At 43.0% G+C, this 16174-nt stretch carries 28 protein-coding genes; 27 read left to right on the top strand and 1 reads right to left on the bottom strand.

Annotated features, from left to right (window positions below):
* Positions 1 to 124 precede the first annotated feature (124 nt).
* The 26 genes from H8B19_RS14785 to H8B19_RS14665 all read left to right on the top strand — a co-directional run bounded on the left by H8B19_RS14785 (position 125) and on the right by H8B19_RS14665 (position 14334).
* Positions 125 to 592 (top strand): helix-turn-helix transcriptional regulator, encoded by a 468-nt coding sequence (locus H8B19_RS14785; RefSeq protein WP_186507658.1) that lies wholly within the window; start codon positions 125 to 127, stop codon positions 590 to 592.
* A gap of 9 nt (positions 593 to 601) precedes the next feature.
* The gene (locus H8B19_RS14780) at positions 602 to 1033 is read left to right on the top strand and encodes a VOC family protein (protein ID WP_186507657.1); all 432 of its coding nucleotides are present in this window, start codon (positions 602 to 604) and stop codon (positions 1031 to 1033) included.
* A 306-nt stretch (positions 1034 to 1339) separates the two neighbouring features.
* Positions 1340 to 1735 carry a GFA family protein gene (locus H8B19_RS14775; RefSeq protein ID WP_186507656.1) on the top strand — a complete coding sequence of 132 codons (396 nt, stop codon included), beginning with the start codon at positions 1340 to 1342 and terminating at the stop codon, positions 1733 to 1735.
* A gap of 177 nt (positions 1736 to 1912) precedes the next feature.
* The gene (locus tag H8B19_RS14770; protein WP_186507655.1) at positions 1913 to 2179 is read left to right on the top strand and encodes a CopG family ribbon-helix-helix protein; all 267 of its coding nucleotides are present in this window, start codon (positions 1913 to 1915) and stop codon (positions 2177 to 2179) included.
* A complete protein-coding gene (locus tag H8B19_RS14765) occupies positions 2176 to 2463 on the top strand; it encodes a type II toxin-antitoxin system RelE/ParE family toxin (protein ID WP_186507654.1) in 288 nt (95 codons plus the stop codon). Before H8B19_RS14770 ends, H8B19_RS14765 begins: the two co-directional genes overlap by 4 nt.
* Before the next feature lie 481 nt (positions 2464 to 2944).
* Positions 2945 to 3223 (top strand): type II toxin-antitoxin system RelE/ParE family toxin, encoded by a 279-nt coding sequence (locus tag H8B19_RS14760; RefSeq protein ID WP_186507668.1) that lies wholly within the window; start codon positions 2945 to 2947, stop codon positions 3221 to 3223.
* The gene (locus H8B19_RS14755) at positions 3223 to 3516 is read left to right on the top strand and encodes a HigA family addiction module antitoxin (protein ID WP_186507653.1); all 294 of its coding nucleotides are present in this window, start codon (positions 3223 to 3225) and stop codon (positions 3514 to 3516) included. Before H8B19_RS14760 ends, H8B19_RS14755 begins: the two co-directional genes overlap by 1 nt.
* 77 nt (positions 3517 to 3593) lie before the next feature.
* Positions 3594 to 4025, top strand: coding sequence for a GNAT family N-acetyltransferase (locus H8B19_RS14750; protein ID WP_186507652.1), 432 nt, complete (start codon positions 3594 to 3596; stop codon positions 4023 to 4025).
* An 86-nt stretch (positions 4026 to 4111) separates the two neighbouring features.
* Positions 4112 to 4573 carry a YkvA family protein gene (locus H8B19_RS14745; RefSeq protein WP_241737624.1) on the top strand — a complete coding sequence of 154 codons (462 nt, stop codon included), beginning with the start codon at positions 4112 to 4114 and terminating at the stop codon, positions 4571 to 4573.
* Between the two features lie 48 nt (positions 4574 to 4621).
* Positions 4622 to 5050, top strand: a complete 429-nt coding sequence (locus tag H8B19_RS14740; protein WP_186507651.1) for a hypothetical protein — start codon at positions 4622 to 4624, stop codon at positions 5048 to 5050.
* A 144-nt stretch (positions 5051 to 5194) separates the two neighbouring features.
* Entirely contained in the window at positions 5195 to 5758 is a 564-nt protein-coding gene (locus tag H8B19_RS14735) for a helix-turn-helix domain-containing protein (RefSeq protein ID WP_186507650.1), read from the top strand.
* Between the two features lie 94 nt (positions 5759 to 5852).
* Positions 5853 to 6110 carry a hypothetical protein gene (locus H8B19_RS14730; RefSeq protein WP_186507649.1) on the top strand — a complete coding sequence of 86 codons (258 nt, stop codon included), beginning with the start codon at positions 5853 to 5855 and terminating at the stop codon, positions 6108 to 6110.
* 411 nt (positions 6111 to 6521) lie between these two features.
* The gene (locus tag H8B19_RS14725; protein ID WP_186507648.1) at positions 6522 to 6932 is read left to right on the top strand and encodes an LIC_13387 family protein; all 411 of its coding nucleotides are present in this window, start codon (positions 6522 to 6524) and stop codon (positions 6930 to 6932) included.
* 500 nt (positions 6933 to 7432) lie between these two features.
* Positions 7433 to 7945, top strand: a complete 513-nt coding sequence (locus tag H8B19_RS14720; protein WP_241737623.1) for a VOC family protein — start codon at positions 7433 to 7435, stop codon at positions 7943 to 7945.
* Between the two features lie 103 nt (positions 7946 to 8048).
* Complete coding sequence (locus tag H8B19_RS14715; protein ID WP_186507647.1) at positions 8049 to 8462, top strand: GNAT family N-acetyltransferase; 414 nt, start codon at positions 8049 to 8051, stop codon at positions 8460 to 8462.
* A gap of 118 nt (positions 8463 to 8580) precedes the next feature.
* Complete coding sequence (locus tag H8B19_RS14710; RefSeq protein ID WP_186507646.1) at positions 8581 to 8961, top strand: VOC family protein; 381 nt, start codon at positions 8581 to 8583, stop codon at positions 8959 to 8961.
* On the top strand, positions 8900 to 9205 hold the full coding sequence (locus H8B19_RS18895) for a tautomerase family protein (protein ID WP_186507645.1): 306 nt from the start codon (positions 8900 to 8902) through the stop codon (positions 9203 to 9205). Before H8B19_RS14710 ends, H8B19_RS18895 begins: the two co-directional genes overlap by 62 nt.
* An 85-nt stretch (positions 9206 to 9290) precedes the next feature.
* Positions 9291 to 9716 carry a hypothetical protein gene (locus H8B19_RS14700; RefSeq protein WP_186507644.1) on the top strand — a complete coding sequence of 142 codons (426 nt, stop codon included), beginning with the start codon at positions 9291 to 9293 and terminating at the stop codon, positions 9714 to 9716.
* A 52-nt stretch (positions 9717 to 9768) separates the two neighbouring features.
* The gene (locus H8B19_RS14695; RefSeq protein ID WP_186507643.1) at positions 9769 to 10203 is read left to right on the top strand and encodes a GNAT family N-acetyltransferase; all 435 of its coding nucleotides are present in this window, start codon (positions 9769 to 9771) and stop codon (positions 10201 to 10203) included.
* A gap of 151 nt (positions 10204 to 10354) precedes the next feature.
* Entirely contained in the window at positions 10355 to 11290 is a 936-nt protein-coding gene (locus H8B19_RS14690) for a TIM barrel protein (RefSeq protein WP_186507642.1), read from the top strand.
* Positions 11291 to 11302: 12 nt separating this feature from the next.
* A complete protein-coding gene (locus tag H8B19_RS14685) occupies positions 11303 to 11749 on the top strand; it encodes a GNAT family N-acetyltransferase (protein WP_186507641.1) in 447 nt (148 codons plus the stop codon).
* Positions 11750 to 11790: 41 nt separating this feature from the next.
* On the top strand, positions 11791 to 12201 hold the full coding sequence (locus H8B19_RS18890; protein ID WP_206683194.1) for an HAD family hydrolase: 411 nt from the start codon (positions 11791 to 11793) through the stop codon (positions 12199 to 12201).
* Between the two features lie 81 nt (positions 12202 to 12282).
* Entirely contained in the window at positions 12283 to 12465 is a 183-nt protein-coding gene (locus H8B19_RS18885; protein WP_206683193.1) for an HAD family hydrolase, read from the top strand.
* A gap of 188 nt (positions 12466 to 12653) precedes the next feature.
* Positions 12654 to 13088 carry a DUF3291 domain-containing protein gene (locus H8B19_RS14675; RefSeq protein ID WP_186507640.1) on the top strand — a complete coding sequence of 145 codons (435 nt, stop codon included), beginning with the start codon at positions 12654 to 12656 and terminating at the stop codon, positions 13086 to 13088.
* A 30-nt stretch (positions 13089 to 13118) separates the two neighbouring features.
* Positions 13119 to 13991, top strand: a complete 873-nt coding sequence (locus tag H8B19_RS14670; RefSeq protein WP_186507639.1) for a DMT family transporter — start codon at positions 13119 to 13121, stop codon at positions 13989 to 13991.
* Positions 13992 to 14007: 16 nt separating this feature from the next.
* Entirely contained in the window at positions 14008 to 14334 is a 327-nt protein-coding gene (locus H8B19_RS14665; RefSeq protein ID WP_186507638.1) for a DUF2834 domain-containing protein, read from the top strand.
* A 49-nt stretch (positions 14335 to 14383) separates the two neighbouring features.
* Here the strand turns inward: H8B19_RS14665 and H8B19_RS14660 are convergent, their stop codons facing one another.
* Complete coding sequence (locus H8B19_RS14660; RefSeq protein ID WP_186507637.1) at positions 14384 to 15124, bottom strand: SDR family oxidoreductase; 741 nt, start codon at positions 15122 to 15124, stop codon at positions 14384 to 14386.
* A 100-nt stretch (positions 15125 to 15224) separates the two neighbouring features.
* Here H8B19_RS14660 and H8B19_RS14655 point away from each other — a divergent pair, with 100 nt between their 5' ends.
* Complete coding sequence (locus H8B19_RS14655; protein WP_186507636.1) at positions 15225 to 16151, top strand: AraC family transcriptional regulator; 927 nt, start codon at positions 15225 to 15227, stop codon at positions 16149 to 16151.
* Positions 16152 to 16174 lie beyond the last annotated feature (23 nt).

Below are 16174 nucleotides of genomic sequence, written 5' to 3'. Positions count from 1 at the left end.
TTGAGATGAAGAAAACAAACGGCTCAGTCTTGTGGGTTCGCGATAAAAAGAAAGCAAAGCAACTTAACAAGTCAAGGTAATGGACGCAGCAAAGCTGCGCCCCTGCTTGAAGCGTTAGACAAATATGATTCAAAGTCCCGAGTTATTGCGCAGATTATTGCGAGCGAAAGATTGTATTGACGGTGCGCCCCATGAAGATTGGTCAATAAAGCGGTTGGCTCAAGTAAGTTTTGTTTCGGTCGCTCATTTTGCGCGACAGTTCAAAAAAGCTTTCGGTTCACCTCCGCACCGTTACGTGCTCACCCGTCGTATAGAACGGGCGATGGCTCTACTCCGCGACACTGAACTACCCATTACTGAAATCGCACTGCAAACTGGCTGGAATAGTATTGGCACCTTTGGGCGCATATTCAGTGATATTACTGGTGAAAGTCCCGGGGAGTTTCGAGCACGAGAATGCTCGGTATCACATGCGCGGCAGGATATCCCCGAATGCGTTATTCGTGCAGTTGATCGTCCAAATCTCAATATAGCAGTTTCGGAGAAGCGCCGACTGGAGGTTGCTGGCAAGCTAAAACTCCAATCTAAATGAGGAAGTTTTATGACTACAGGTATTAATACGGCTGGATTGTATGTGCGAGATCAAGATGAGGCACTCTCATTCTATGTCGAGAAGTTAGGGTTTGTTGTTCATACAGATGTACGTAATGGCGACTATCGTTGGCTGACTGTACAGCATCCAGATCAGCCTTCGTTCCAACTTGGCTTATTCAAACCGGGTCCTCCAGTGCATGACATCGCGACAGCGCAGACCTTGCATGAGGTAGTAGCAAAGGGAGCCATGCCTCCTTTAGTTTTATTGGTGGATAACTGTCGTGCTGCTTATGAACGTATGAGTAAATGTGGCGTGGAATTTACTCAGGAGCCCATGGAACGATATGGTACGGTGGATGCCGGTTTTCGGGATCCGTCTGGCAACGGATGGAAAATGATCGAAGTTGCACCCAATTCACAATCAGGGAGCTCTAAATGAACTGGAATTTATGGGTCCGACAAAGCCACCGTTGGTTATCGATTGTTTTTACGGTCACCGTAGTTGCTAATTTCGTAGCCAGAGCTGAAGATTCCGCTGAGCCTTCGTGGTGGATAACTTACTCGCCATTACCCCCGCTCCTTTTAATGCTATTAACTGGTCTATATCTGTTTGTGCTACCGTACATCACTAAACGAAAAGGTAGAACCATTGCCTAACAAATAACTCCAGCGGAAAATCAAAAGTGTCGCTTCACTCTGCTTTTGATTTTCCGGTGAGTAAAGCGTTAGGGCAATAAGGGAAATTATGCTAGGTAGCTGTCTATGTGGTTCAATTCAATATCGAGTAAATGAATTTGAGCCAAATATCGCAAATTGTCATTGCTCTATGTGTAGAAAGAGTAGCGGCGCTGCATTTGCCACTTTTGCTGGGGTAAAGCCTGAAAACTTCACATGGCTAAAAGGTGAGTCACACATAAAGGTGTATGAGTCATCTGAAGTTGCAGAGAGAGGTTTTTGCGAGAAGTGTGGTTCAAGTTTATTTTATAAGGTAAAAGGTAATAATACCGGTTATGAAATTGCGCTTGGCACATTAGATGAAGAGCCAAATCATAAACCTAATGCAAATATATATTGTTCTTATAAAGCCCAATGGCCTACTAATAGTGAGCAACTAAAAGAATATAAAGAGGGGCGGGGTTAGCCCTAACAAGGCTGTCAAGTTGACAACTTTTTCGTTCCGGCTTTTGTGGATTGACGCTACGCTACCACAAACCCTCCACTACAAAGTCAAAACTTACAGCGGCGTTATAAATTTATCTATTCCGTCTTTCGCCTTTGTACTAACATGTAATACAAATGGTTACAGTTGGATGAGAATATGAGTATTACAAGTGTTCGCCTTAATGACGATGTGGATAAGCCTTTAGATTATCTCGCGAAGAAGCTCGATAGGAGTAAAAATTACCTTATAAATCAGGCGGTAAGGGAATTTTTGGCAAGGCAGTCACTTGAAGAAACCAGATGGCAAGATACGCTGGAAGCTCTGGAGTCTATAAAATCAGGTCAGTCTGTAGACGAGGCAGACGTTAATGCTTGGCTTAATAGCTGGGGTACTGGCGCGAGAACCTCTGCTCCTAAACCATGAATGTCAAATATTCACCAGAATCGATTGGGGATCTCCAGCGAGTTGTTGAATTCTTAGAAAACAAGAATCCATTTGCTGCTCGCAGAATTGCCATAGACCTTCAAGAGGGCGTTCAGAAACTTAAACAATTCTCTCAGATTGGCTTGCCCGTTTTAAAAGCTTCTGATCCAGAAAGAATTCGTGATCTCTATGTTGGTCAATATACGGTTCGTTATCTAATTACCGATGAGATTATTTATATTTTAAGAATTTGGCACGGAAAAGAGAATGACAAAAATGTATAACAAACAGCTCAAATTGACGCCAAAAAGGCGGCGGAATGTAGCGTAGCGTTATACACAAAGGAGTGTGATTTGAATTGCCCAGTTTGCGGAGAAAATGGAGTTTCATTATCTCAAAGATTTCAGCTTATTTTTAAAGTTAAGCCTCGATGTACTCTGTGCGGATCTGAGCTAAAACCTACAGCCGGGTCACAGCTTATTGCTACGATATTATTCGCTTTATTTTTTGCTTTGGCTTGTATGATCTATCCAATAACAAATTCAGTTTCTTTGGGGTTGAGTACCTTTCTACTTTCTTTCTTGCCTCATGCTTTTGTGAGCTTGGAATGTAAATCACAAACTGGTATTGGAAGACGGAAAGGGCGGCACAATAATCTTGTATAACAAGTTAAACGATCGAAAAACCACTCGCTGCGCTCGCGTTTTCCGTCGTTAAAAGGGGTATGCTTATTGAAAGTGTTGCGCAACATGCTACACTTTGGCGATGATAAAATCGTTTAAGCATAAAGGCCTTCAGCTGTTTTTCGAAAGCGGTAGTAAAAAAGGTATACAAGCCAAACATGCGAGTAAGCTTCGCATGCAGCTGGCCGCTTTGGATACTGCGCATGTCATTGAAGATATTGATATCCCTGGCTTCAGGCTGCATCAGCTCAAGGGCCAAAGAAAGGAAACTTGGTCAATTACCGTCAATGGAAACTGGCGCATAACCTTTGAGTTCGAAAATGGTGATGCTTATATCGTAAATTACGAGGATTACCACTAATGACTATGTATAACCCACCACATCCAGGAGAGTTTATCTCTGCAACTTATATGGAGCCATTTGGCGTCAGTTGTCGAAACCTGGCAAAGCACTTGGATGTTGCAGCCTCCACCCTAAATCGTATTCTCAGAACTCAGAGTGGCGTCAGTCCAGAAATGGCACTGAGGCTTGCCAAAGTTCTTGGCCGAACCCCGGAAAGCTGGTTAACCATGCAAGACAATTATGATCTTTGGCAGGCAAAAAGGACGGCTAAGTTAGGCAATCTACACAAGTTAGATCTAACTGCAGCATAACAAGTTAAATCATCGGAAAGCCACTCGCTACGCTCACATTTGCCCCTTCGCAGAGCGTTAGTTGCCAAGTGAAAAATATGAGTAAAACTGAAATAAAGAAAGCTGAACCTGGCCATGCCAGTGAAGCGTTAAAACTACTTTCGCAGCTTGGCTATGACAGTACGTTGGAAGATTTAAAGCGAGTATTAGCTCAAACCGACAGAAGAGATGAAATTTACATTGCCAAAAGAAGCGATAAGGTTGTCGGGTTAATGAGCGTCATTTATTTCGATTACTTTCCGTCTCAAGAAAAAATTTGCAGAATTACGGCAATCGTTGTTGATCAAAATTCCCGAGGCGCTGGGGTGGGAAGCCAGTTAATTGATTTTGCAAAAGGTTTGAGTAAGAAACGACTTTGTTCAAAACTAGAAGTAACGACATCTTTAGCTCGTCAAGCCACACAGCAATATTATGAAAAAATAGGCTTTACTAAAACGTCCTATAGATATGTCCAAGAAATCGGCAACTAACAAGTGCCTGAACCAGAGGACGCAAAAAAGCAGGTTGCGCTCCTTCATCGCTAATTTTTGCCTGCTATTTTACGCCGGTTAGGCAAGTGTTAGTTTCTATGAAGCTCCAGTTGATAAAAGAGAACGCTAGAAAACTCAAGGCACAAACTCTGGCAATTTACTATGCAGCCAGGGATCCGCGTATGCCTTTCCTGGTTCGGGTTTTAGCAATCCTCGTAGCTGCTTATGCATTAAGTCCAATAGATTTAATCCCTGATTTCATTCCTATCATCGGCCTCCTGGATGACATCATAATTATTCCTGCTGGCCTGGCTCTTATCATGTGTTTAACCCCACCTTCAGTAATGGAGTCCGCCCGGCTTCAGGCACAAGAGGTAGCCGGAAAACCTGTCAGTTATTCTGCGGCAGTAATTATCATTATTATATGGCTTGTCCTGCTTTGGGTGTTTGCCCGGTGGGTATTGACTGCACTTAACTCCTCACAATTTGTTCAAGTGCACCCCGGGCCTTTGGCTCTTATTAGGTCGTTAGGCCAGCGTAAGATTTAAGCCTGTTTACATATTCATTTACGTGCTGTAATGGAAAAGGACTGGGACATGCGAGGACAATCCATAATGGTTCAGGCAATAAGAATATCCATACTCTATTTCTTATGTGTTTTTGCAGCCGGTTTTGTGCTTGGCACGGTAAGAGTTTTGTTTGTGGTAGATTTTATAGGTGAGCGCAATGCGGAGCTAATGGAAACGCCAGTTATGATGATTGTTTGCTGGGTTGTAGCGCGCCATCTGGTAGCTAAAAATAAAAACGTGTTAAATCCATCTGGCGCTTGGTTAGTTGGTATTGTTGCGCTGCTTTTACTGTTGTCGGTCGAATTTACTGTAGTGTTAACGTTAAGAGGGCTGTCATTAAATGAGTATTTTGCTAACCGTGATGTGATTGCCGGAGCCGCATATCTGGTTGCACTGGTTTGGTATGCTTTAGCTCCGGTTGTCTTCTATAAGGCTGGATCTCATTCTACACGTTAAGTCATGATGTGAATTTTTGTTCCGGATGCAAGCTAGCACCAAAATTGGCGGGTGTCTGGCGGGCGATGGCGGCAAACTGACGTAGATAATTGCAGAAAATTTTTCGATAGTAAGTTCCTCTGCTAAAACTTAGGGGAATTGAAAATGGAAAAGGAATTAATGGTTAATTCAGATGTTGTGAAAACGCTCAGGAAAAGATCTGGTTGGTCTCAGGAGCAGCTAGCGAAGGCGTGTGGATTAGGTTTACGCACAATACAACGTGTCGAATCAGAAGGGAGAGCATCACTGGAAACAAAAGTATGTCTGGCCGCGGCGTTACAAGTACCTTTAGAGAAATTAGACACGCCTTCATCAGTGTTATCCAGTAGAAGTCTTAAATACAGTAAACCATTTTTAGCTTTACTTGTTTTGTCCGTGTTTTTATCGGTTGTGGGATTATTTATTAACGGTCCTAAACCTATTTTCTTCGTTTCAAATATTGTCACAGTGTTCGGTGTTATTTACTGCGCATTTAATTGGTATTTTTCTACCAACTCACCGCGGCCGCTCACAGTTAAGTCGCAGGTTGGCGCAGGGTTTATTTACGTTGGTATCTTTTCACTTTTCGCCATATTCGGAAATTTGGGAACCGCAATAATTATTCCCATGCTGGTCTCGCTAGTTCTGTTTAGTTTCATTTTCAACCTGGTTAGTAAAAAGGTAAATTGAAATCGGCGGCTAAAAATGCGCTATTGTCAGTTATGTCGTTTGCTGGAATGTATACATGCGGCTGCCTCGCGTATGCGCCGTAAGGCATAGCAGGATGCAGTATCAATTTGGTTTACAGGGAGATTTAAAAATGAAACATGACTCATCAGAACATCCTCAGTCGAAAGTGCGATATCTGGCTTTACTTGGCTTATTTGGCCTTCTGGGATTTTACGATCCTGCTTTTTCCGGGTTCGGAGCGTTTGGTGCTTTCTCAGTTTGGGGCAGTACAAATACATATCTTAAGCTGGCGTCTTACTTGGGGTTTCTTGGTTTTTTTGGTTTTTCAGGTTTCTTAAACCTGTTTGTCTAGGCTAGGTTTGTATGCTAACCACAAACCAATCAAAGCTGTGACAGTTTTTCCATCGAGCATTATGTCGTGATTAAAATTAAAGGCTCCACATTCAAATGGTCGCCTGTTGGCGGCGTTAGCTTTACTGAGAATTAGCCATGGAATATGTAAATTTTGCTTTAGATAACTGGTTCTTTATTCTTTCGAGCGTAATTATGGTCCCTGTCTTGTTAAAGCATTTGATTGGATACCATATAAATTGGCATTCATGGAAGCTGATTTCGGAACGGGACTGGGATGGAATAAAAAAGCAAGAATATGAGTGTAGTAAATGTAAGATAATTCAACGAAAGGAAACCTGGTAGTGTGCAGCTAACAAGGTGTTGAGTTTTGCCCATTAACAGGGCGTTATGTGTCAAAAAAGAGAGGAACATGGATCAAATATTATTAATAATTGGGGTTTCAATATTTGGTGTGCTTGGCACTGTTCACTTGATCTATACCTTTTTCACAGAAAGGTTTAGTCCTTATGATCCTGCAGTCGCCCAAGCTATGGAAAGTACGTCTCCACAACTTACAAGAGAAACAACGATGTGGCGCGCGTGGGTAGGATTCAATGCCAGCCACAGTTTAGGAACAATGTTGTTGGCCGCTATTTATATTCCGTTGGCTGTCTACCATTTTGAATTGATACAAAATTCGCTGTGGTTTTCTGTTCTTCCAGTCGCTGTTGGTATTGCGTATTTAGTTTTAGCTAAAAAATACTGGTTTAAAATACCGTTTATTGGTGTCCTAATTTCCTTAGTGTGTTTTATAGGGTCAGCATGGATAACCAACACATAATAATCACAACCACGATAGCCCCCGGGGCTGAAACTCCGTTCTCGCACTTCCATTCCGGCTTGTTGTGGGCGTTATGGTAAGTACCCGACTATCAACATAGAGCAGACAGATTTTGAATTTTAGAGAAGCAAATATTAATGATATTGCGCAGTTTCCTGAGCTTGAACAGTGTGTTATTGAAGCTGAAGGGCCCTATTTCTCCAACTTGGGAAACAGGGACGAATAGTCGAAAATGGTTATCGAAATTCCCGGGCCAGTATTTAAGTGCAGTGAAGATGAAAACATCTTTTTTGAGCGTATTTATGCTCTTCCAGGATATGAAATGGTTGTTAGCAGAGGACTGAATCTGTATCTAACCATTAAGGACATGTCAGGCAAAGTCGCTGCCGAGGAGCTTCAGGAAATTTGTAATATATGGAACACCACATTTACTGTCATTGGCGATTGAAGCGGTATCAAAAATAATAATTTTTAAGTGCCAAATCTAAATCAATCTGTGCATGATGTTTTATAAATATCGGGGCAGTCAACAAGCAGGGCAAATTAACTACGTCAGCAAAAAAATCGCTACCTGCGTGCGACTTATTACATGTTTTGACTCCTTTGCCGGGGTATTAAATGTAAGGAGAAATAAAATAAACCTGGAAAATCCATCAACCTTATTAGTTGTATATAACCTTCAAATTTCAAAAGACTTTTATGTCAATGTACTCGGTCTGGAAGTAATTGAAGAATTTGCAGGTGGAGTAAAATTAAACATTGGCAACCACGAAGTATATATGTTCCAGGGGGGCATGGAGTCAATCGAATATGAGCATGGATATAATGCAAATTCAACATTGGTGTTCACTGTTGAGGATCTGGATAAACAAATTGAAGAGCTGAAGTCTAAAGGTGTTGTTTTTGTGCATAAGTCGCCAAATCAGAATAAGTGGGGGCGCTATGCAGCCTTTAAAGACCCGTCTGGCATTGTTCATGAACTCATGGAGTTCTTTACCCGACAGGTTGTTTAAACGAACTAAATACAGCTGGTTTTGTTCGCTTCACTCGACATTCTTACCAGTCACATTCTGCCCATAACTGGGTATTAGCAGTACGGGATAAATCGGAGTATGCATGAACATTGAAGTACTGGAAAATCCACAACAAGAACTTATTGACTATCTTAGTCACAAAATTAGTGAATTCAATTGGGCTAATTGGGAAGTCAGTGAGAGGTTACCTTTAGCAGTACAAATCAAAAATGATCAGGGTGAAGTCGTTGCTGGTGCTGCAGCCCGTTCATTTGGTGATTGGTTATTATTAGATACTTTGTGGGTTTCAGATGAACTGCGCGGTCAAAATATAGGCAGTAAAATCCTGACAGAAATTGAAGCATCCGGTAGAGAGCGCGGTTGTATTAAGTGTCTTTTAGACACATTAAACTTTCAGGCAATGCCTTTTTATCAAAAACATGGTTATAAAATTGAATGGGTGCAACAGGGGTATCCTAAAACAGGCTGTAAATATTTTATGGTCAAAGAGCTATAGCTGATATTTGTGTTTTGGAATGCTTACCGTATGTTCGGTTTCGCGTCGCTGCACATACATAATAAATACGACCAGGCCGATTAAAGCGACGTTATATGAGAAGGGTAAATTGGGATCGATGAAGACTCAAAAAATGACGTTTCATCATGTGGGTATTCCTGTTAACGAGAAGCTGCATGGTGGTGTTTATAACGAGGCATTGAAAATGAGTGCCCAGGGCTATTTTGATACGCCTTATGCTGTTGAGTGGATGCAGTTTGATGATGACAATGATTTGCCAGAAATAATAAAAACGCAGCCCCATGTCGCATATGTTGTTGACGATTTACTGGCCGCATTAAAAGGAAGGGAGATTATTTTGCAACCAAACAGTCCTTGTGATGGCGTTAAAACGGCATTTATAAAAGACGGTGCAAATTTAATTGAATTAATGCAGTTTGATAAGCCTGAACAGCAAGTCTGGCCTCATCCCAATAAATTCCTGCTGGAATGCAAATAGCGATCAGGCAGATAGTGTAGCCAGATTTTATTTGCCCGTTATAGAGATAAACATGATGGCCGGTCGGAAACCGGAAACGCAAAAAAATCTCATTAAAGCGCTATTTCAAAACATTGGATCGCAGCTTTTAATATCTCCGGTAGACGTTGAAATTACCATCAAAGAGCAAGCTCCCTATCAATGGGGGTTCCGTGGTATGACGGGTGATGAGGCAAATGATCTTAAATACAAGATCAAGGTGTAACATGTTGCTCAAACCCGTTGCGGCCATAAAAATGATGTTGGCAATGTTCGCTAATATTCACCCTTTAACAAGGCACTAGGTAAATATGAACACAACAGCACTCATGGTTGGTGTTTTAGTTGCGTGGTTAATCATATATCGGTTTAACAAGGCAGGTTATGAGAAACGACAATGGGCGTATTCTCTGCTGTTGGCTACTTTTCCTGTTTATTATTGGGTTTTTGCTGTCTACGCGAAAGATGGCAGTGCTCTGTTAAATGAAATTCTTACCGGTGTGTTTTTCATTGCTACCGCTGTGGTAGCCTGTAAAGCTAGTCGTGTTTCAGGTCTGTTATTACTGGCTTTAGGTTTTATAGGCCATGGTGTTTACGATGTAATACATCTCAGCTTATATCGTGATTCTGTTGCCCCTTCCTGGTGGCCGGAGTTTTGTGGCTCTATCGACGTTTTACTCGGAGTATATATGTTGTATCTGCTGCATAAATACACACCCAAGACCAACACATCCTGATGATCACAATTGTGATTTTGCCTGTCTCTGGCGTTATTTGTAGGGAGATAAAATGGAGCTTATTCAGTTACAAAACACAGATTCACTTTATAAAGATGCATTAGATTTGCGTTATGAACTGTTTTTTCGGGAGCCAGATTTACCAAGAGAGGTACTGTTTGATGATCTCGAAAAAAATAGCCTGCATTTTGCAATAAAGGAGAGAAATTCTCTTTACGCATACGGGCGATTAAGTGAGGAAAGTCCGGGAGTATTTAAAATCTCTCAAATGGTTGTTCGTCCCGATATGCAAGGACAGGGACTGGGGACACGAATTCTTGCGAAGCTTACTCACACGGCTTGTGAAAATGGTGCACAAGTGATTTATTTAAACGCCAGATTGCACGCCGTCACCATGTATCAAAAACTCGGTTTTAAAACCTCAGGTGAATCCTATGTAGCCGGGCGTACAGGTGTTCCACATATTAAGATGATTAGATGCGTTTAAGTTAGCCATTATTATTCGGTGCTTATTGACTCACCCCAACGCCGAAAATCTCATAATAAAAACCGATATTTCGCTAACTCTCTCACACTTGCTGGTTTTAATGTTGTTAACATCAGATTAACGTTAAAGTTAATGGTAAAGGAGATTTTCCGTGACTGAGTTAAAAAAGAGTCAGCTTGAGCAGCATTCGGCTTCGCGCCGTGAGGTGCTAAAACAATTAGCGATTGGGGCGACCGGTATTGGACTTGCGGGCCATTCTGCCAACTTGTTAGCTGATGATGCCAATGTAAACTTTGCGCCCAAAAATACAGCGCTTAAAGGCAATATTCATCATTCGGTGGCGCGCTGGACCTTTGGCGATTTAAGCGTTGAGGAGTTGTGTCAGGTTGCGAACAAACTCGGTTTTTCTGCCATTGATTTGGTGGGGCCAGACGACTGGCCAACGCTAAAAAAATATGGCATTAACTCCTCCATGTGTAACGGTGCTGAGCTTAATCTGACCGATGGTTGGGGCGACTCGCAGTTTCATGACGAATTAATAAAACGTTATCATCGTCATATCGATTTGGTTGCCGATGCCGGTTACGTCAATCTGATTTGTTTTAGCGGTAATAAACGTGGCATGGCTCCGGAAGAGGGATTGGATAACGCGGTAAAAGGCTTGCGGCAGATTCTGCCTCATGCCGAAAAACGTGGCGTGGTGCTGCAAATGGAGCTGTTTAACAGCAAGGTGGATCACCCCGATTATTTTGCAGATAACTCAGCCTGGGGTATTGCGCTGTGTAAGCGCCTAAATTCACCTAATTTTAAATTGCTGTATGACATTTATCATATGCAAATTAGTGAAGGCGATATTATCCGTACCATTACCGACAACCATCAGTATTTTGGTCATTACCATACCGCGGGAGTACCGGGCCGTCACGAAATCGACGACAGCCAGGAGCTGTTTTATCCGGCCATTGCACGTGCGATTCTGAACACTGGATTTAAGGGCTACCTGGCGCAGGAGTTTATCCCCACGCCTGATTCAATGGCCGATAAGGTCACATCATTACAAAATGCGATTCATATTTGTGATGTTTAAAAGTGAATTTATATGATCAAAAAACTAGAGCATGTGCGCGACCAGATAGCGCAACAAATTCATCAGGTATTCCAACGCTCCTATAAGATTGAAGCCGATATCATTGGCGTGGAAAATTTTCCGCCTTTGTTGCGGTCTATTGAAAATATTCAGCAGTCAGATTCACAGTTTTATGCATATCTTGAAGATGGCTGTGTTGCCGGTGTTATTGAAATTGTGTTTGATGGCATTCAGCTGGATATCGATAGCTTGGTAGTGGATCCCGATCATTTTAGAAAAGGCATTGCCGGTAAGTTAATTCGCTTTGTGCTGGATTCGTATGAGCATCAAAAGGCAGTGGTTGAAACGGCTGTTGTAAATATACCTGCAATCGACTTATATAAAAAACACGGCTTTGTGGAATTTAAACAATGGGTGCCGTCGCATGGTATTCCCAAAGTGGCGTTATCGATAGAATAAAACGAGTCTTTGCAGCATAAATAGACTCTATAGGAGCTGTTATGCAAAACGACATTATTTTGTTCGATATCAATGAGACTGTGCTGAATCTGGCGTCATTGAAACCTAAGTTTGAAGCGGTTTTTGGCAGCGACGCGGCGATAGCTTTGTGGTTTTCAAAGTTGCTGCATTCCTCTACGGTGTGTATCGCGACAGAGGTTAAAACCAATTTCGCCGAGCTGGCCTCCACCATGCTGGATTCGGTTGCCACCCATTATGGTTGTCGGTTAACTGATGGTGCCCGAAGTGAACTACTGGCAGGATTTGCCAGCTTGTCTGCTCATGCTGATATTGAGCCGTCATTAAAGCAGTTACGGTCAAATGGTTTTAAAACCGTGGCGTTTTCTAATTCTTCGTCCAACTTGATTGCATCACAAATTGAAAACGCAGGTTTAACTCCATTGTTTGACTAGATTATTTCAGTAGAACAAACCGGTAGTTTTAAACCCAACCCGGCAGTATATAAATTTGCTGCTCAACAACTGAGCCAGCCTGTGGAAAACCTGCGTTTGGTGGCAACCCATGACTGGGATACGCATGGAGCGTTAACCGCCGGTTTAAAAGCGGCCTTTATTAATCGTAGTGGTGCGCCTTATCATCCGCTTTATTTAAAGCCAGATATTCAGTCAACATCCATGCATGGAATCGTCGATCAGATTATCGCCAGGAGTACATAAAGTCTTCGTTATCTGAGCTGATTAACCGGGTATTAACTGGATCTGGCTGGTTTGGGTGATTAAAAATATTCTGCTTTGGAAGCCTTGTTTTCGTTCAATTTGACGCAAGATTAGCCATTCAACCACGTTATTATGCTCATGCTTCAGGTTCTGCCTGCATAACTGTTTAAACTGCTTAAGGAAAAGGTATGCATCTCGCTCAGTTAAATCTCGCTAAAGCTAAATATTCACTCGACGCACCTGAAATTGCTGATTTTGTAAATAATTTAGACATCATTAATGCGCTGGCGGAGAGCAGTGAAGGTTTTATCTGGCGTTTAAAAGATGAAAGTGGTGATGCAACCGCGATAGATGTTATGAATGATCCCGACATGCTGGTAAATATGTCGGTATGGAAAAGTGTTGAAACGTTGAAAGATTTTATGTTCCGCACCCATCATAAAGACTTTATGGCGCGTAAAAAAGAATGGTTTCACCCCATGCTAGAAGCTAATTATGTGTTGTGCTGGATTGCGCCAGAGCATACTCCCACTGTCGAGGAAGCCATTGAGCGACTTACACATTTGCGTGCCAATGGTGAGAGCCCTTACGCGTTTAGTTTTAGGCGTGTATTTCAACCTTAGTATTTATGCTTGGTGAGCAAGGTAATTAATATGCAGTCATTGAGTTCACAGCAAGCCAGATTACGCGTCATGCTATTGAGTACGCTGGCCATGATTGCGTTTGCGGCGAATTCGTTACTCTGCCGTGCGGCACTGAGCAACACCAGTATCGATGCTGCCAGTTTTACCACCATTCGTTTAGTGTCGGGGGCGTTGGTACTGTGGTTATTACTGCAAGCTAAGCGACAACCTCAAGTCTCAAGTGGAAACTGGTTGTCTGCCTTAGCATTATTTACTTATGCGGCAGGCTTTTCTTTTGCTTATATCAGTTTATCCACCGGAACCGGTGCATTGATACTGTTTGGTGCGGTGCAGGCTACCATGATTGGTTACGGTATCTGGCAAAAAGAACGTTTTACTCACTGGCAAATTCTGGGGCTGTTATTGGCTTTTTCGGGTCTGGTGGGATTGCTGTTGCCGGGATTATCGGCACCACCACCTGGTGGGGCATTATTGATGATGTTAGCGGGTATGGCGTGGGGTGTTTATTCCTTACGTGGAAAAGGAGCCGGCAATCCAACTCAAATTACTGCCGGTAATTTTGTTCGCTCATTGCCGTTGGCGCTGGTATTAAGTTTATTCATGTTAAGCGATTTGAATCTTGACTGGGCAGGGATAATTTATGCCATTGCCTCGGGGGCGTTGGCATCCGGCGTGGGCTATGCCATATGGTATGCGGCGTTACCTGCTTTAAAAGCCACCTCTGCCGCGACGATGCAATTGAGTGTTCCTGTTATCGCTGCCATTGCCGGTATCGTTTTTCTTAATGAGCCCGTTACTTTGCGCTTAACATTGGCGTCGTTAGCTATTCTAGGCGGTATCGCCCTGGTGATTTTGGTTAAGCCTAAGCTAAAGTCAGCCTGAATCATGCGGAGTGATTATGAATCTTAAGTCTGTGTATTTAGTGTTGTGCTTGTTGGGGATCTTGTTGCCATTTTCGCGGTTTATTCCCTGGTTAATGCAACATGGGTTCGATATTCACCTTTTTATGCAGGCGCTGATGACATCTGCTATTGCAGCTTTTTTTGCTTTGGATGTGGTGGTGTCGGCAATGGTGCTGGTGGTGTTTATTGTATATGAAAGTCGCCGAATCAGCATGAAAGGAGCAGGGCTGCCAATCGCCGCAACTTTTCTTGTCGGTGTTTCATTGGGATTGCCATTATTTTTGTATATGAGGCAACGCTGTTTGGAGAATGAGCAAATATAGCGTTGCCTCTTGTTAAAATTGCAAAGGCAGATAGGTTAGGAGCTGACTTCTATTGTGTTACCAGCGCAATGGCATCGGCACCCGCTGGAAAATGTGTGACGTCAGATTGCTCATTTATTGCCTTTAAAATGGTTTCAGCAACGTCTGTCTCTAAGGTGTAATCCGTCGCCCTGGCAAATTCCGCAAAAAGCTTACTGGCGTATTCTATGTAGGGTTCAGGCAGTAAATTCTGCATTCGCTGTTGTCCGTTGGCGGCAAAAGCGGTGGTGGGGCCATAACCCGGTTCCACTTGTTTTACCCTGATATTAAACTGCTCTAACTCATGAGCTAATGAACGCGAAAACCCATCAACAGCCGTTTTACTTGCGGTGTAAACCGCCACCAGAGGATGGGCTTTTAATACCACCGACGAAGTCACATTAATAATGGTACCGGCTCGACGTTCGCGAAATTGCGGGATAACGGCCTGACACATCGCCATTACACCAAATGTATTGGTATCGAATACCTCGCGTATTGTATTAACCGGCGTCGCTTCAAAGGCGCCCAGTAATCCAATACCGGCGTTATTGATTAATATATCTATTGGCCCGCATTCTTCGATTGCTGCATGGATACTTGCATCACTGGTGACATCCAGCGCCAGTACTCTGACATTATTGCTGTCAGAGAAAAGTGATAAATCCGGTTTACGCATAGTTGCAATGACATTGTAACCTTGTGCCTGAAGGTAACGTGCCGTTTCCAGTCCGTAACCTGACGAACAGCCAGTAATTAATACAGTTTTCATATTGTAGTTCCTTAGTTGATTGACCCGGAGCAAACGATATGCGATTGTTTTTGGACTTACGATAACTAAAAGTGCTAAATAATTTAGTCAAAGTCCATTTATGCATGATCCCCTTTCACAAGTTGTTGAGTTACTTCGCCCACGTGCGGTATTTGCCAATATCATCAGTGGAAAAGGACACTGGTCGGTGCGTTACAGTAAATTTGGCGAGCCCAGCTTCTGTATTATGCTTGAAGGTACTTGCGTACTGGCCGTGCAGGGACATGAGCCTGTTAGCATCTCTGCGGGAGATTTTGTGTTATTGCCAGCCACTCCTGAGTTTTCAATTTCCAGTCAGGTAGGAGCGCCTCCGGTTTATATTGATCCCAATCAGGTCGCCGGAGGCGTTAATGAGTTACGCTATGGTGATCCTGATGGTCTACCCGATATGCGTTCGCTTGGAGGGTCGTTTAAGTTTGAATCGGCTGATGCAGAACTTCTGGTTTCATTATTGCCCGATATCGTGCATGTTAAAGACTCACAACGTCTGGCGTTATTGGTAGAAATTGTTGGCGAAGAGGCCGCTGAATCCAGTCCCGGCAGTGAAGTAATGTTATCCAGACTGGTGGATCTAATGCTGGTTGAGGCCATGCGTTCAACTATAACAAGCTTAGCACCTCCCGGTCTTTTACGAGGTCTTGGAGATAGCCGGTTATCGATAGTACTCAGGAAAATCCATGCAGATATTGCCTATGGTTGGACAATCGCAGAGTTGGCCAGTATTGCGTCGCTTTCGCGTTCCGCATTTTTTTCACGCTTTTCAAGAGAAGTTGGTGTATCGCCTATGGAATATATCTTGTTATGGCGCATGCAAGTGGCTAAAGAACAACTATGTCGGCGTGATAAGTCTGTGGCACAGATAGCCGAATATGTGGGATATGGTTCATCCAGCGCATTCAGTGTGGCTTTTACCCGTTATGCCGGCGTGTCACCGGGACGTTATTCCCGAAAAATGGAACCCGGCGCTGATGGGGTTGGCAATACATAACGTTGAATAATGGAAGGAAATAA

The organism is Neptunicella marina, from assembly GCF_014270035.1.
Lineage (GTDB): Bacteria > Pseudomonadota > Gammaproteobacteria > Enterobacterales > Alteromonadaceae > Neptunicella > Neptunicella marina.
This window is presented reverse-complemented; position numbering and strand designations above follow the sequence as displayed.

Coding starts and splice junctions, on each gene's coding strand:
- H8B19_RS14785 (WP_186507658.1), top strand. CDS start 125: ATGATTCAAAGTCCCGAGTTATTGCGCAGATTATTGCGAGCGAAAGAT.
- H8B19_RS14780 (WP_186507657.1), top strand. CDS start 602: ATGACTACAGGTATTAATACGGCTGGATTGTATGTGCGAGATCAAGAT.
- H8B19_RS14775 (WP_186507656.1), top strand. CDS start 1,340: ATGCTAGGTAGCTGTCTATGTGGTTCAATTCAATATCGAGTAAATGAA.
- H8B19_RS14770 (WP_186507655.1), top strand. CDS start 1,913: ATGAGTATTACAAGTGTTCGCCTTAATGACGATGTGGATAAGCCTTTA.
- H8B19_RS14765 (WP_186507654.1), top strand. CDS start 2,176: ATGAATGTCAAATATTCACCAGAATCGATTGGGGATCTCCAGCGAGTT.
- H8B19_RS14760 (WP_186507668.1), top strand. CDS start 2,945: ATGATAAAATCGTTTAAGCATAAAGGCCTTCAGCTGTTTTTCGAAAGC.
- H8B19_RS14755 (WP_186507653.1), top strand. CDS start 3,223: ATGACTATGTATAACCCACCACATCCAGGAGAGTTTATCTCTGCAACT.
- H8B19_RS14750 (WP_186507652.1), top strand. CDS start 3,594: ATGAGTAAAACTGAAATAAAGAAAGCTGAACCTGGCCATGCCAGTGAA.
- H8B19_RS14740 (WP_186507651.1), top strand. CDS start 4,622: ATGCGAGGACAATCCATAATGGTTCAGGCAATAAGAATATCCATACTC.
- H8B19_RS14735 (WP_186507650.1), top strand. CDS start 5,195: ATGGAAAAGGAATTAATGGTTAATTCAGATGTTGTGAAAACGCTCAGG.
- H8B19_RS14730 (WP_186507649.1), top strand. CDS start 5,853: ATGCAGTATCAATTTGGTTTACAGGGAGATTTAAAAATGAAACATGAC.
- H8B19_RS14725 (WP_186507648.1), top strand. CDS start 6,522: ATGGATCAAATATTATTAATAATTGGGGTTTCAATATTTGGTGTGCTT.
- H8B19_RS14720 (WP_241737623.1), top strand. CDS start 7,433: ATGATGTTTTATAAATATCGGGGCAGTCAACAAGCAGGGCAAATTAAC.
- H8B19_RS14715 (WP_186507647.1), top strand. CDS start 8,049: ATGAACATTGAAGTACTGGAAAATCCACAACAAGAACTTATTGACTAT.
- H8B19_RS14710 (WP_186507646.1), top strand. CDS start 8,581: ATGAAGACTCAAAAAATGACGTTTCATCATGTGGGTATTCCTGTTAAC.
- H8B19_RS14700 (WP_186507644.1), top strand. CDS start 9,291: ATGAACACAACAGCACTCATGGTTGGTGTTTTAGTTGCGTGGTTAATC.
- H8B19_RS14695 (WP_186507643.1), top strand. CDS start 9,769: ATGGAGCTTATTCAGTTACAAAACACAGATTCACTTTATAAAGATGCA.
- H8B19_RS14685 (WP_186507641.1), top strand. CDS start 11,303: ATGATCAAAAAACTAGAGCATGTGCGCGACCAGATAGCGCAACAAATT.
- H8B19_RS18890 (WP_206683194.1), top strand. CDS start 11,791: ATGCAAAACGACATTATTTTGTTCGATATCAATGAGACTGTGCTGAAT.
- H8B19_RS14675 (WP_186507640.1), top strand. CDS start 12,654: ATGCATCTCGCTCAGTTAAATCTCGCTAAAGCTAAATATTCACTCGAC.
- H8B19_RS14670 (WP_186507639.1), top strand. CDS start 13,119: ATGCAGTCATTGAGTTCACAGCAAGCCAGATTACGCGTCATGCTATTG.
- H8B19_RS14665 (WP_186507638.1), top strand. CDS start 14,008: ATGAATCTTAAGTCTGTGTATTTAGTGTTGTGCTTGTTGGGGATCTTG.
- H8B19_RS14660 (WP_186507637.1), bottom strand. CDS start 15,124: ATGAAAACTGTATTAATTACTGGCTGTTCGTCAGGTTACGGACTGGAA.
- H8B19_RS14655 (WP_186507636.1), top strand. CDS start 15,225: ATGCATGATCCCCTTTCACAAGTTGTTGAGTTACTTCGCCCACGTGCG.